Below are 15,655 nucleotides of genomic sequence, written 5' to 3' on the forward strand. Positions count from 1 at the left end.
ATGATTTCGCTTTTTTACTATTTGCTTATTCCGGAGAGTGACAGAAGAGGGATAGAACGGCAAAACTAACTGGAGAGGTGAGACTAAGAGCCTGTCAAGAAACAACTTTTACAATTTATTATCTATAAAGCTTACAGAGAAAGGATTTCTAGCTCAAAAGAGGCAAGGTTGTTACATGACAAGCTCTAAAGGCTTAATTACGTATGCGTCTTAGAAAATATCAAACGAGTTTACTATGCTTCCAACCTACCTCTAGCAAGTTTTACCGCTCTAGTTTATATTAGGCGGTAATGCCATAAACCCAACTCTGCTTTTGTGTCCACAACACAGCATCATGATAAATTTGCTCAAATAAAACTCGCTGTGCATGACTCCCTCCAATCTCATGCAAGCGTGGTAAAACCAATTTGAGTTCGGTAACAGCTGTGTTAAAGTCACCTTTGGCATGAGCTACCATACCTCTAGCTGCCGGAATTGCTACTTCTAACCAACTCCTTTGCAAGAAGGGATTGATACTCAAGGCATGATACTGCATACTCTGAAGCATCTGGTTTACCCAACCAGTATGTCCGGCTTTAGCAAAGGCATAGACATAATGCAAATCTTGGAATGCTAAAGCGTGTTCATCAATACGGCTGTAAAGATAAGGAATGATACTTTGCCAACGGTTTCCGACATTTACCCCACGTAATTCCAGGCGTAATAATAGTGAAATTGCCCCTACTTGGTCTTTGGGAGATTGTTTATTTGCACGTTCCCAAATTTGGGTATCGTATAGTGAAACAACTTTTTGGTAGTTTTCTTGCTCCAAATAATACAGTGCAACATGCCACCAGTTGTGGCTATAAAGCATAGAATTGCAATTTTCCCAAGTGTCTGCAAAACTCTCCATCCAAGCTATACCCTCATTGACTCTTCGTTGAGTTTCCATTACATGAGCTAAAGCATGGTGCGCCCAAGGATCATATCTATTTAAGGCGATCGCCTGACGTGCCATTTTTTCTGCTGCTTTAAGAAAGTGACATTGTTCTAAGCCAAAAGCTACCATGCCATATAAATAATCTTGTTGGGGATTGCTAGGTAAAACTTTCTGGGCTATTTTTAGTAATTTTTCTTTGTTGCCTGTATAAAAATAGTGATACTGTCCCTGCTGGACTGATATTAAATCACGGGGAAATTTGTTGGTAATCTCTTCATGAAAACCGATCGCTAAATCAATCTCTTGATTTGCCCAAGCTAAAATTGCCTGCACATATAATTTTTCTCTGTCAGTAATCTTGGCTAAACTCCGTTGTGCTACTTGCAAATATGGTTGCACTTGCTGCCAAGCTTTGCTGTTTTCTTGGGTAAGATAATAAGCCGCTGCATAAGCATGAGCTAAAGCACAAGTTGGATCGGCCTCAATTGCTTGGAAAATCGCTGTTTCTGCATCTTGACCATAACAAAGCGCTTGATCAATGAAACGGTTAATAGCTGCGATCGCCTGGGCTGAATCTGTCGTCACTACCAGTCCTTGTGCATCTTTAAGCATGATTAACTAATTCCTTGGAGCAAGATTTATGGAGGATATTTAAACCCCGGTAAACCCATCGAAATAATGTACTATGACCAAAAGTATGTCACAGCCTCCACAAAATCGCAAGTTTTAACTACTGCAAATAGATAAACTTACCGTATTCATTTTTGTAAAAGTATTGCTTATCGAGTCTCAATCTCTCATCGACCTTATCTAAATCATTACCACCAATTGCATCAAGGTTATCTAGGTAAATTCGATAAATTGGGTGAGCGTGCCTGTTGGGGGAGACCGCTTTCACTCCTATAGCAGCCGTGTTTCGAGTTTATTCGTTGTGTAGTGTGGATCTCTTTTATAACAGCTGGTATCTTTTTTCTTGGTTTGTGCCTTACCTGCTCACGCTTTGACACTGCGTGACCATATCAATATACTGAATACTGATCCCGAGAAAATCAATTCCGGCATCAATCAGAAAAACCAGTGGTTAGCTCCCAATGGCTACGGTGTAGAAACTAGTGAAGCCCCCTTAAATTTTTCCGCGAACCTGGAATAGTCAACTTTTGGACAGCACGGCGTTTAGTTTCTTCACCGCGACGGTCATATCTGGCAGTCTGGTCACTGTTTGCGTGTCCAGCTAACCTTTGAACTGTAGAAATATCTTCACCAGCATCGAGCAGATCGGAGATGAAAGTTCTACGGAAATCGTGAGCGGAGAAATTAGTTACTCCCGCCTCTAAACCACGTTTTTGCAAGATGAACAGCACTGCTTGGGAGGTAAGCCGTCGTCGTACTATCCTTGAGCCTCTGTTGACATGACACAGCAAGGGGCCTGCCTCGTAGTCTCGAAGCGATAACCAGTCCAAGACGACAGTAAGAGCAGCATCAGGTAAGTACACAGTCCGGTCTTTACCACCTTTGCCACCGCGCACTTCTATTGCCCCAGTATTCAGGTCAAGGTTGCTCAAGTCTAAATTCACCACTTCAGAGCGGCGGACTCCAGATCCACGGAGTATTGCAAATATTGCAGCATCTCTGTAACCAGTGGGGGTAGGGTCATCAAAGCAGGTTTGCATCAATTGGGCGATTTCTTCTGCCGTGAGAACACGTCCCCGCAATTGCTTGGTGACTTTAACGTTGGGAATGTCTACAGCACGAGCAAAATCAACAGCATCCATTATCTCTAACCGCAAGGCTTCTTTTAAAACTCGCCGCAAAGCACACAGCACTTTGTTGACATAAGCTGGTGCATATTTTTCGCTCAATACAGAGCGGACTGCTGCCGTATGTTTGTAGCGCAGTGCTGCCCAGTTCAGGGTCATCGCATCACAACTTGAGTTGGTTAACAATCGCGCGATCGCATTGAGAGCTTGGCGCATTGTGGGGCGGGAACCAGGGGAAAGGGTTGCCAAATAGACCGCAGCGGGATGTTCGATTAGCGGGATGGGAGAAGGCAGAGCGAGAGGAGAAGGTGTGCTGTTTTCAAGGGTTTGATGCATTTACTTATCGGAACATATATTCTTATAAGCAAGATTCTGATAAGTAATTGTCCCATAATTGCGTGCATGTGATGCTGACTTTACCCCTCAACAGGCAACACATCTTCACTTAGCAAGGCATAAAATTCAGGGACTTGATCCTCGACTCGCCGCAGCTCATTCGCTGCGATCGCTTCAAGTTCCAGCACCGTCTCCCAGCGCAAATCCTCGACCCATCGCTTAAGGATGCCTTTAATTGCGTCTACTCCACGAGAAATACCAGAGCGAAGTATTTCTACGCAGTGGAGTAAGGTAATCCGATCGGTCGGAGGCGACTCAAATTCGGTAGTATCCTCCCCCTGGCAATGGGAGTTCCCTATAGCATCAAGGGGGGGGATGGATACGGCCTGCTGATTGGGGTTTACACTATACGCAGCAGGGGTTTTGGAGGCATAATAGGTTCGATTTTCTTTTTGATTACGCTTTTCCACGCGATGAGCAATTACATGCATTGCAAATTCTAATTCCTTTTTAGATAAAGAAAAAAGTTTCACCTGTTCACCGCGCTTGCCAATTTTACGGAAAGTCAACTTTAGCCCCAGCTGCTCTAGCATTGTGGCCAGCAACCAAATAGGTTTACAGTCACTAGGAATAGTAAACCCAAGAATTGCTTTAACGTGAGCAGCACAATGTATAGCGATCTCCGTCATCTTGAGTAAGGTGGAATCCGAGGCGGTAACTTCCTCACCCGCAACTAAAGAAGTGAGAATCTGATGCAGCCCCAGGTTAAATCTAGCCAGCCACCGCGCCGAGTAATTGCCCCAGTCGATGCACAAAGGTAGATTGTCGCGCTCAGTGCGGTCTTTTTGGGTGACAATTGTTGGTGGCGTAGGATAACTTTGCCCAGTTTTGGGGTCAGTAAACGATTCTTCGGGTGGGGCTAAAATGGCCTCAAGTCCAGCTAAGGCTCTAATTAAGCGACCACCTTTATCCATTTCTACGAGTGATTCGGTTACTTCGATGCCGTAAGAATCAGAAATGCGGAATTTTTCGCATTCAAAAATTTCGCTAGGGTCAAGGTAATCTTTGCTCTGACGGGCGCGGTACTCGCTCAAAGTAATATTCTTGGCCTTGGCAACAGCCGAATTGTGGGCACGATCCAAAGCTTGTGCTGCTGCTTTAAGACTTTCTCTTGATTGAGGATCTGAATCACTGCCCACATATATAAATGTATTGCCCATTTCTATGAGAAGCGATCGCAAATCATCACGCAGATTATTGAGAGAATAGTGGCGGTTAGCCATAATTTGGCAGTAAGCCTCAAGCGCCCAATCTTTCTCGGCGCCCCTTATGCCTGTTTGACGGTCAATCCGCAACAGAAAAGCGGTCATTTCATTGGTTTGGAGCAAGCGCTCTTTAATCTTGGTAGCATTGGTATCCTTGTAACCAAACGGAGGACGCTTTGCCACCCAAATATGAAACGGGACTTTTGGACGATAGCGGTACAGTTGTTGGGCACACTCAGTAGCAGTTTGGGAAACGCCGTGAAACACACCGAACACTAAATCAAAATGATACTCAGAAATATCGACACCAGTACCGAGACTGGGAGATGTGAACAAGGCATCAAAGTTTTTGACGGCGTTGGTGATATCTTTGATGAAAGCGACATTTTCATAACTGCCAGAATTGTCAGAATGAACCGACCAAATACGCCATGAAGCCCTACGGGCTGGGCAAGGGGTAAGGGGTAAGGGGGAAAGGGTGGAGGAATCTGTTAATTCTTTCTTTTCCCCTTCCCCTTTAACCTTTTCCCCTACCTTTTCGTACTTGATAGTAAAGGATTTGTCGAGTTTTTTGATAAAACGCTTACTGTCACTGGCAACCATAACTTTTTCTCCAAGCATCAACGCTGCCGAGATTTGGGCGACTAGGGCGCTTGAATTATCCCCCTCGTACCAATAAATTGTGCGCTCCCCGTTTCGCCACTCGTTTTTGATAATGTACGGGACTTCACCTTTTGGTCGCATTGCAAGAAAGAAATCTACCGTTAAATCATCCATGTGTGCATCAGCAATCACCACTAACGGCGCGTTGTATACTATATATTCCAGTACTTCTAGGATTGCTGCACGGTGTTGTTTGCAAGTATTACTGTGTAGTAGGTGCGTGAGGTATTGGCAGGCTTCATCTATAAATATGCAGCCGTAAGTGAGAGACTGAGTATTCAGCTTATGCAGGCTGTCAATAGTAATACTAAGGGCTTGAGCCTGAGCTAAACCTGTGTAACCCAAGTCTGAATACATCGCTGTCTGCAAGCGTTCGGCAAGATTTTTCAACAAGTTAACCCGATGTCCATTGTTGAGAAATCTGGCATCAGGATTTTGGTCACGCCACCAGCGCATAAGTTCAGTTTTCCCTGTACCCATGTCGCTCCAGAGTACGACCAGTCCTGATTTTGGGAAATTGAAGGTAGGGGATTTCTTCGATTTGTCTGAATCAACTCCGCCAGAATCCGTAGACTTCTTCTTTCTTTGATGTCCTTTTATAGATGGCGTGAAAAGTTGTTCCTTTTCAAGATCATAAAGCTCAGGCACTCTCAAGCATTTTTCTTCAAGTTCAGGAATACACAAAGCCTCAGAGAGATACTTAACATTAACAGTGACATCCGGCTGGTACTTGCTTAACCCCCATTTTTTCGCCCGATACGAGCGCTTGTAATCAGCAAGTGATTTAGCATCATCGATGATTGCAGTCAGCAGGGCATTGGCATCTTCGCCCCGCGCCACAACAAAATCATCAACGCCTTTTTCTGGCCCCGGCAGTAATGCAACTTCACATTCAGAACCTGCCGATTCGATTGCTTTTGCAGTGCGAACAGTGGCTTGAAACACCGACCACCTGGTTTTAGAAGAAGTTTCGTAGTCAAAAAGAATTATGAACTTGCGTCCCGCCTGAGCCATTGGTACTAAGTCAGGATGCAACCGTTCATCAAAATCTTGTTTGCCCACGCGACCATTCCAAATTCCCGGTAGTGCGATCGCTACAAACCCTAAACTCAGCAAGCAAGCGGCTTTCTTCTCCCCTTCGCATAAGATAATTGGAATCTCTGGATGCTGTTTCACCCACTCCCAAAAAATTAGTGGATTGATTTTATCCAACAGGCGCAGCGCTAAAAGTGAATGATAGCGCTTAATTAAATAACGCTTTGCAACTTTGTCCCAGATGGGGGTAGCGACATCAAAGTAGGTAACACGGTTGGGGGTTTTAGGGGGTGACTCGTATTTGACAGGTTTACCTTTTTCCCAATCAATGCGCGGGAAGTTCGGCTTAATCCGCCCCCACTCCATCGGTTGCCAGTTCTTGAATGGGTCAAGTGACTGAATCCACGTCCCACCCAGTAATAGGTGCTGATACATTTTTATGTATCCATCTGTTACCCGACCCGCATTCTTACGTGGGATTTTATCAGATATGAACAGGAAATCATAAACTGATTCTCCCTCAACGTGAAAGAAGTTGCGCTTAATCAACGCCGGATGAATGGCGCTACCAGCTAACAACTCATGGTATTCCGCTGCCGTGAGATTGTTTGGATATTCAGTTGTCGCTGCATTCATCGGCTCTCTCCAAGGAATTTTTTGGAGAGAACTCTTTCAAGCTGCGAAACTCTTGCTCTAGCCTGGATATTCCGAAAATTTTCCTTCGTCACAGCACAAAATTGCCATGCGAAAGCTGCACTCGACCCCATGCGCTCTAACACTGCACTCTTGGGGCGTTCTCTGTTTTTCACGATATTTTCCCTGATAACTTGGTTTACAAGCTTCAGAGGGGGCTGTTGCGCTGCTAAAGATTTTTAACTATGAAATTCGGGTTTTTTCTTAATCAAACTTAATATATCGCCGATTTGAGGAGAGGAATTTCAACAGCCAAAATTGCCACACAAAACTGGTGCGTTTCGTGTGGCTTCTCGTATAATATGAGAAGCAACGCGGATTTAATCTCTTCTGACCGTCAGTGGATAAAAGCGGCCAAACTTTCCATACTACTGGTTCGGTTCTCGTGAGATAACCCCGCTCTGAAATTATTCTGTTTTTGCTACTGGGCAAAGCGTCACTAATTAATGACTCTTTGTCCTTTAAATTTTTGGTACTGTTGTATATCTCCCTCCATTTTCTGTTCGTTTTGATCTTACAGAACTTTTGAGCGTCTGGTGTATAGCGTCGTTTTTATTTTTACTTTTAGACCTCCGTATTTATTGACGATTGTTTTAGTTAGGAATAATCAGAGGTTTGGTGACGCTCTATGTAGGTAGATTACCCTGTGGTAAAAGCTTTTGCTCAAGATGCATTTGCTAATTTTGGGAAAGCATGAGATACACGTACTAATCCTTGCGGATCTTTCATGATATATTTTTTTATTACTGGTTGAAGAGTAAAACTGATTTCTTTTGTAACTGGGTCTTTATTACTTTCAATCAATGACTGTCTTTCAAGTTTTTCCAATGCACTTATTAATTCTGAAGTTGACACAAATGCTTGATGCTTATGATTTAGATCATTAATTATTTCAACGAATTTAATAGGTCTAAAATTTGAAGTTATTCTATCTGCTAAATAAATCATAATTTGCTTCTGAATCTCATTTAATACTTGACCAAACGCTTCATCAAGCATTGCTTGAAGTTCATTGCTAAAAAATGTAGTTTTGTGTTGAAAGAATATTTTTGTACTACCACCAAAGAAGTGGTTAATTCGATCTGCTACTGTTTTAAGTTCTAAAGGATTACCGCGATAGGTGTTGATCAACTCGTTGCATTTTTGCGTATCAGTTAATCCTTGAGTAGCCAAAAAATGCATTGCAGCATCTGCGTCTAACCCTTCGACTCTAACCCACTCAATGTGCCGTTTAGCGCTTAATAGACTATCAAATTCATCAGGTAAAACTCTACTAGTTAACAGTAAGCGGCTCTGATGTTGTTCTTCTACCAAGCGACGAAATAATATTCTATAGTCTAGCCTCTGCTCGAAGTTATTTTTCTGGAATAATGCATCAAATTCATCCAATACCAGTAAACATCTACGCGATTTTAATTGCTTAACCAGTTCTGTAATCATTGTCTGGGTGATCTCTGGCAAGCTTAAGGATGTTTCTGAAGGTTGGATTAGTTGTATTAGTTCTGCTACTAAGTCTTGAACTTTCGGTGCATAAGCAACTGATTTCCAAATTAAACAATCAAAATCAGATGGAGACTCTATACTGAGCTTTGCTAACAGTTTTGCTGCTAATGCAGTTTTACCAACTCCCGCTACACCTATTAACGATACACAGCGCTGCTTTATTATTAATTCTTTTAAATGGATTAGTTCCTGTGTCCGTCCATAAAAATTAGATAAGTCAGGTAATTCGCCTCGAATGCCTTGTACAAAGTCATTAGGGGGAAGTACTTGCTCTTTGTTTAGTGCAAATGAAACAGAATACTTTTTGGTGGCTTGTTCTAAGAAATATCGTAGGTTCCTCTTTCCTACCCGTTCTTCATTTCCAATAGTTTCAGAGAGTAGATCCCATAACTGAGGAGCTAAACGCCGTTGCAAATAATTAGCACTATATGGAGAGTTCTCTGCTATCTCCACAAACTCCCTGTTATCCCACCCTCCTCTCAGAATTCTAATCTCTGCATCAGATAGGGGTTTACCCCTTTTTGCAAACACTAAGTTATTCACTACGACCAAAGCTTCTTCAAAAGTTACTGTTTCTGAAATTCTTTGCTCTGGAAGCTCCCCTGCTGTTGTAACAACGCAGGAGAGGGAGATATCTGAAAACCTTAGTCCTTGCTCCGCACTAAAATCCATATCTGTAGTTGATCCTGTCGGTTTAGTAAAGTCCTGGCAAGGGACGTTTAATTATGGTTAATAGTAAATGGTTAATGGTAGAGGTGTGTTAGATTAAACTTAATAATACTAGCTTTTTATGTTTATATTTGCTTGATTTGACGAAAGTAACATATAAATATCTAATAGGTTACTTAAAACTACAAATGCATCAATTAGTCTTTTTTCTGTTAAATCAATAGAATTGTTCTACTCAAAGTTGGGCTAAGATAGTCATATAATATACAAAAGAAAATTGCATACTGAGCAAAATTTACTGGAATAGTCTATGTAGTACAGTATTAGAGCAATAAAACTTAGATTCAAAATAGGTGATGTTTAGTTGATTAATGCCTAGTAACCATTGTCATCTGCATTGGTATAAGTTTTTCAAATATGTCATGCTACTGTATTAATCCCCTTTGCGATCAACGTCAGAATCCCGACAATATTGAAAACTGTCTCTCTTGTGGCACTTCGCTGCTGATTAATGACCGCATCCGCTTAATTAAGCCGTTGAGAGCGCTTACTCAAGAATTGTTCACTTATATGGAAGTTTTTGAAGTAGAGGACGCTGGTACTCAGTGGAATCCTGTACGTGAGCAGCGAATTATGAAAGTTCTGAGATGGGGCTCGCCTAAGATGGTTGAGTTAATAGAGCAAGAAGCTCTAACTTTACAGCTAATTCATCATCCAAGAATCCCTAAAAGTACCTTAGATGATTTTTTCACCTTTGTTCCTAATGATACTCAACTGACACTGCGTTGTTTAGTTATGGATAAAGTTGAGGGACAGAACCTAGAGCAGTGGATAGAATTTAATGAGAAAATTTCACAATCTTTAGTATTGGAATGGTTCAGACAATTAATTGAAATTCTTCATGATATACACCGCTCCAATTTTTTTCATCGAGACATTAAACCTTCTAATATAATTCTTCAGCCAAATGGGCAACTGTCATTAATTGATTTTGGGGTGGCGCGACGGGTGACTGATACCTACCTAGCAAAAATTAGTGGAAGCGGAGGAACTAATACGGGGAGGGGAGGGCGATATGAAATTACGTCTGTAGTCACGCCTGGTTACACTTCACTAGAACAAATTGAAGGGCGGGCAGTCCCACAGTCAGATTTTTTTGCTTTAGGTCGGACTCTTGTACATTTAGTCACTGCTACTCCACCTACTGATTTGTCTAAAGATACAAAAACAGGGAACTTGCTTTGGAGAGATAAAGCACCGCAGATTGACAAACCTGTTGCTGATTTCATTGATGAATTAATGGCTTTCCTTCCAGGGCAGCGGCCGCAAACGACTGAAGTGATTTTGCAGCGGTTAGAAAAACTGCCTAAGCAAATTAAAAATTATAGATTAGCTAATTCTAAAGTTTTTAAATATAGCAAATATACATTGATGATTTTGGGAATTATTGGAGGTGTCTTTCTATTTATACGTCTAGCAGCTAACTATTTAGTAACTCAAGGACAAAAGTTAGAAGCAGCAAATAATTCTCAGGGAGCACAAAAGTCTTTTGACTCAGCTATAAAAATTTATCCTGAAGTCAAAAATTCTATTTTCAAGTTTTATTTTGATAAAGCATCTCGTAGTACTCAAAACCTGCGTTCTGCGAAAAAGTATTATGAATTATCAATAAAATATAATAACCAAGATGTAGACACTTATAATAATTTAGCATTTGTTTGCCAGTTATTAAATGAGTTTGAATGTGTAACAACTAATTATGAGAAAGCTTTGAAGTTGAAGCCTGATAGTTGGTCAGGACATTATGGGCTAGGAACCTTTTATGATGATCAAGGAAAAAAAGATTTAGCAGAGCAGCAGTATCAGTTGGCGATAAAAATTAATAGTCAAGCAATTCCAGTTATTAATAATCTATCGAGATTGAAAAATCTAAAAGGTGACTATAATGCGGCGATTGCTCTAGCACTACAAGGGTTACAAAAAACTAAAGAACCAAAGTTACAAGCTGCATTGTATAAAAACTTAGGTTGGGCGCTTTTTGAGCAGAACAAAGTGGGTCAAGCAAAGGAATATTTAGAAAAAGCCGGAGAATTAGATCCTCAAAGAGCAGACACTTACTGTTTGCTGGCACAAGTTCAAGAAGCTTCGGGTGATAACGATGATTCCTGGCTTAATTGGGAAGCCTGCTTGATACTTGAGTCGAAAGTGCCAGAAGTCTTTCGTTGGCGGGGGGATGTATTACAAAGAATTAGGCTTAAGCCTAATTCTCGACAGGTCAGGACAAACCCATAACAGGCTTTGACGCTATCAACTAAATTTTATGCTTTATTTATTCTCTACTTAGATTAAACTACAAAAAAGTAACTAGCTTTTTAAGAAGTTGTAATGCTTACCGTACCTAGCCCAATTAAAAAAGTCTTTGCAGTCCGACTTATAACCCTAGTATCAATACCAACACTAATACTTTTGTTGGCTAGCAGTGCATGGGGACAGCAACGAATATTACTTCATAATTTATGTGATGAACCAAGTGGTCGAATTTATAGCACGGGCGATCGCTTCCTAAAAACAGGAAGATATTTGTGTTTGGGAGAGCGGATCAATCCTGTTAACGGAACCGCGGTCAAAGTTCTCTGTTTCTTAAATCGAAAAATTCTGTATTTAAAGCAGAGTACTGTTTTTAATACACAAATATGTGCGCCACCACCTAACGAAGCTGTACAGTGTTCAGTATTAAATATAGTTCCTTGTCCACATGACTATAAGGGGTCAGATGATGAAAAAAATGCGCCGATTGTAACTAGTCCTTACGGCAGTTCAATTATAGATAATAGACCAGAAATTTCTTGGCGCTCAGTGGTAGGCGCTGATAGCTATACAGTAGTAGTAAAAGGCAATGGTGTTAACTGGAAAAAGGATATAGTAAATGCTACTCATCTATCATATCCGAAAGAGCAAAAAGAATTACAGTATGGCAACACGTACACAATCACTGTAATTAGTAACTATGGCGACCAGCCCCTGAATTATAGTCCCTTAGTAGTCCATCTTTTATCTCTTGATGATGTTCAGCAGATTAGAGATGAAGTCAAGCAAATTAAAGACTTGGGATTGTCGCCTGATGAAGCCGCTTTCCGAGATTTGGATGCTATATATATGTCAAAGCTTCTTTTAGATGAATCAATTAAGACATTAATTGCACGAGTCGTGGCAGGTAGTCAAAATCCAACTATCTACAGACTGCTAGGCGATCGCTATTTAGGAGCATTGTTACCAGATCAAGCGGAGCAGACTTACACCATAGCAGCTCAATTAGCCTTGAGCAGTGGTAAAACATCTGAATTAGAAAAGGTACAATCAGGTTTGAAAATGGTGAAATGGTTGAAAAAACCTTAACTTGCTCATTAAATTATAGCCAGCCCCCAATAAGTAAAAATGCTGCCCAGTGGGAAGGGTGTTGATATTGAGGGTTTAATATCAGTTGCAATTGTGCAACACGTAGTGCCTCGACTTTAGTCAAACCATCTTTCAATCCTTGATAAAATACTTTCATTAGTAAAGCGCTGGAATCAGCATCTACTTGCCAGAGAGTGGCTATCGTACTTCTGGCTCCGGCTTGTACTGCCACTCCAGCCATTCCTAGAGTTGATCTTTTATTACCTTTGGCAGTTTGGCAAGCACTCAAAACTAATAACTCAATTCCTTCTTGGCTAGACTGAGTTTTTTGTTTCAATAAATCATTAAATTCGGAAACAGTAATTGGTTTATCCCAAGCAAAAATCATTGTTCGGTCAGGAACAGAACTAAATTGAGCGTGAGTAGTTAGGTGAATTATTGAAAAATCATCTGTACTCAATTCTTTATCTAGCATTGGGCTAACAAAATCTTCATTTAACAATACTTTTGAAGAAGTAATTCCTTTTTTTACATTTGCTATTTCTACTTCCACCCCTGGCAATACCTTGAGTCCTTTGGGAGCATTTGGAGCGTAAAAACTAGGGCTAATCTTGCTGAGTCCAGCAATGAAAGCTCTTAACTGCTTCTGTTTTAAAAGTTTAGGTAGTTGCATTCGAGAACCTAAAGTACCTGTAATACCGTAGCGCTCAATTAGATAATTTTTTCCATCATGAAATAAGCCCATCGGTAAACTTTGCAAAGATGCATCTAAAGTAAATACTAGTGTTCCTGATGTTGGTAAATATTTGATAGGTGCAATCAATGAATTATAAAGTGCTTGTGAATGCTCAAGAATCACATCTGCACCAACATAAGCAAGATTCTTATCTTGTAAAGTATCTATAAGATTATTAATATGCCCTCTAATTAGCTGAGATTCAATAGAGTGGTGATGAATAGGTTGTTTAGGAGATTGAGAGATTACTTCTACACTATCAACTAAGTCGATTATATGAATAATTGTTGGGCTAGTATCTAAATTTTCAATTTCATTTAATGTCGCAAGATTAAGCTTGCGACATTGAAGATAATTTTCCAGTTCTGCTATTTGCAGCCTTTCATTAGTCTGAATTATTTCTGACAAATTGGGGTTAGAATCTGTTAAGAGCAATCGCATATAGTCACGATACAAAGGCTCCACTTTTTCATGGAACGAAAACTGTAAATCTGTATTAGATGACAAAAAATTGTTACAAACTAAAGTGACATTTTCAATTGCTGCACTATATGCTTGTAGAGCTTCTTTATATTTTCCCTGCTCCTTGTACAAAATTCCTAATTCCTGCTGCCATTGATAGGCAAGATCCCATGCGTGAACTGATTGAGCTAATCCTAAAGCCTCTTCAAAATATGCTTGTGATTTCTCTAGTTTTAACTTCCCTAAAGTGCCTAAACTTTCTGACTGTAATCTCTGACTATTAGTACTTTTAGCAGTTTGTAAAGCAGATTCAGCATATTCAATAGCTAGTGAATGGAAATGTTGGCCTGGAATTTCATTTAGACTTTTAGAAAAGTTCAGCTTGGCATAAACAGAATAGCTGGTTGGTAATCGAGAAAATGTCAAGTGATTTTTTAAAAGCAGATATACAGCAGGTTGTATTTGTTGAGTAATTATATTACGAAAAGAGGCTAATTTTTTATTACCTAATTTTGACTCTACTGCTAACCAATGCTCAAAGTCTAACATTAAGCTCAAGTGATGTAATTGAGCTTGCAATTGTACTTCCTTTGGAGTATTTAAGCTGTTAATCAATTGTTGATAAATATTAAGTGAGTCAAATGCTTGTTTTTGAATCAAATTGACAAATTCTTTCTGAAAAACGGGTTCTTCTATTTCTAAATATTGATTTCGTGCTTGCTTGTAAGTATCCTGACTAGTACTACCTAATGAAAGCAGAATACCGCTAGTGTCAATAGAAGGTATCCATTTAGCAGCAGATAATATTTCTGACAAGACTTTTTTTGATTCATCAAGCTTGCCCAACCGACGCAAGACTTCCCCCAAGTTGTGCAATGCGAGTAATTTTACGGGTGAAAGAGTTTGCTTATTAATGGTTGCCGTCAGCAGTCTTTCCATCTTATCAGTAGGTTGCTGTGGCTTAGTTGTGCAAAGAGAAGCATTTGCGTCTAACTTCAAAGCTGACAAAAGCGTATTACAAGCCCGATGATGTAAGCCCAGCGCTTGTAGAGCAAGATTCTGGTTGATTAAACTCCCAGTAATACCATCCTCATAGCGGAGTTTCTGATAAATTTTTGTAGCTTTTTGCCAAGTTTCAAAAGCCGACTCTGCTTGACCAAGATCCAATTGCTTTTGCCCTCTTTGAGTGAGTAAATCCGCCTCTTTCCGTTGTTGGGTTTCTTTATTTACAGTTTGAGCGGAGGTAATAAATGGTTGGCTCACAACTATAGATAACACGAAAATAACTAGCAACAAGTACTTGAACCAATATCGGAGTCTAATCATCCTTATGAGTCGTTTTCGTCACTGGCAATATTTTTGATACATGAGATTCTTGAGAACATGAGATGGCAGATAACGAAGCATTAGGAACGACAGTATTGGGTTGTTTTGCCGTTAAAATAAAATTCCCATTATAATCTTGTATCAAGGCTTGTGCTTCTATGATTTGTGTTGGTTCTTCGCTTGAGTATGACTTTGGTTCCTCTGAATTATAAAAAGTTTCATTTGGAACGAAGTTACTCTGCCAACTCAAATTGCTAGCTGGCAGGTCGTTAGAACTAGTTGGAAGACCATTAGTACCAGTAATGACCAATTTACTCCTAGCTACTGCCCCCGATCGTCCCTGACAAACCGATACAATCTCAGGAGTTGCACGAATCGCTTCTGGTTCTGCTTTAGCCTGCACAGGATTAGTAAATAAGGTATTAATCTGAATCGTACCATTCAATCCGAATCGTGAACTAGCTGTAATTTTGCTATCAGGAGAAAGGAATAGTCCTTTAGTATCGATTCTAATATTACCGCCTTGCCCTTCAAAAGCATTCGCTGTGATGCTGCTATTTTTTATTGCAACTAAGATATCTGTGTTGATGATGATGTTGCCGCCGTCACCATTAGTACCTTGTTGTCCAGCAGTCGCAGAAATACTCGCATTGTTTAGTTGAACATATTTTGAGTTAACAGCAATATTTCCACCTTGACCAACAGCAGTAGTAGCGGCAAGACCTCCGTTATTTGAAATGTTGATTGTATCAGCGTTAATATTAATTACACCAGCATTGCCAGAACCATCATTCTTGACACTAATTAATGCGCCATCTCCAATATTTAACTTATTAGTATTAAGAGGTGATTCGTAAACAAAAGCTTAAGATGCCATTCGCTTGACCATCAGACG

At 40.4% G+C, this 15,655-nt stretch carries 8 protein-coding genes; 2 read left to right on the forward strand and 6 right to left on the reverse strand.

Features of this window, described 5'->3' with window-relative positions; all coding sequences use genetic code 11:
• Positions 1 to 280: 280 nt before the first annotated feature.
• The 4 genes from RM368_RS36110 to RM368_RS36125 all read right to left on the reverse strand — a co-directional run bounded on the left by RM368_RS36110 (position 281) and on the right by RM368_RS36125 (position 8,843).
• Positions 281 to 1,531, reverse strand: a complete 1,251-nt coding sequence (locus RM368_RS36110; protein ID WP_322698513.1) for a tetratricopeptide repeat protein — start codon at positions 1,529 to 1,531, stop codon at positions 281 to 283.
• A 497-nt stretch (positions 1,532 to 2,028) separates the two neighbouring features.
• Positions 2,029 to 3,012 (reverse strand): site-specific integrase, encoded by a 984-nt coding sequence (locus RM368_RS36115; RefSeq protein ID WP_322698514.1) that lies wholly within the window; start codon positions 3,010 to 3,012, stop codon positions 2,029 to 2,031.
• A gap of 80 nt (positions 3,013 to 3,092) precedes the next feature.
• Entirely contained in the window at positions 3,093 to 6,611 is a 3,519-nt protein-coding gene (locus RM368_RS36120; RefSeq protein WP_322698515.1) for a plasmid replication protein, CyRepA1 family, read from the reverse strand.
• A gap of 720 nt (positions 6,612 to 7,331) precedes the next feature.
• On the reverse strand, positions 7,332 to 8,843 hold the full coding sequence (locus tag RM368_RS36125; protein ID WP_322698516.1) for an NB-ARC domain-containing protein: 1,512 nt from the start codon (positions 8,841 to 8,843) through the stop codon (positions 7,332 to 7,334).
• A 414-nt stretch (positions 8,844 to 9,257) separates the two neighbouring features.
• Here RM368_RS36125 and RM368_RS36130 point away from each other — a divergent pair, with 414 nt between their 5' ends.
• Positions 9,258 to 11,132 (forward strand): protein kinase domain-containing protein, encoded by a 1,875-nt coding sequence (locus RM368_RS36130; RefSeq protein WP_322698517.1) that lies wholly within the window; start codon positions 9,258 to 9,260, stop codon positions 11,130 to 11,132.
• Between the two features lie 93 nt (positions 11,133 to 11,225).
• Positions 11,226 to 12,236 carry a hypothetical protein gene (locus RM368_RS36135; protein WP_322698518.1) on the forward strand — a complete coding sequence of 337 codons (1,011 nt, stop codon included), beginning with the start codon at positions 11,226 to 11,228 and terminating at the stop codon, positions 12,234 to 12,236.
• Between the two features lie 13 nt (positions 12,237 to 12,249).
• On the opposite strand, the gene RM368_RS36140 is transcribed toward RM368_RS36135, so the two are convergent.
• Both RM368_RS36140 and RM368_RS36145 read right to left on the reverse strand, forming a co-directional pair.
• On the reverse strand, positions 12,250 to 14,697 hold the full coding sequence (locus tag RM368_RS36140) for a CHAT domain-containing protein (protein WP_322698519.1): 2,448 nt from the start codon (positions 14,695 to 14,697) through the stop codon (positions 12,250 to 12,252).
• A gap of 55 nt (positions 14,698 to 14,752) precedes the next feature.
• Positions 14,753 to 15,205, reverse strand: coding sequence for a hypothetical protein (locus tag RM368_RS36145; protein WP_322698520.1), 453 nt, complete (start codon positions 15,203 to 15,205; stop codon positions 14,753 to 14,755).
• Positions 15,206 to 15,655 lie beyond the last annotated feature (450 nt).

Source organism: Nostoc sp. DedSLP03 (assembly GCF_034530815.1).
Classification (GTDB): domain Bacteria; phylum Cyanobacteriota; class Cyanobacteriia; order Cyanobacteriales; family Nostocaceae; genus Nostoc.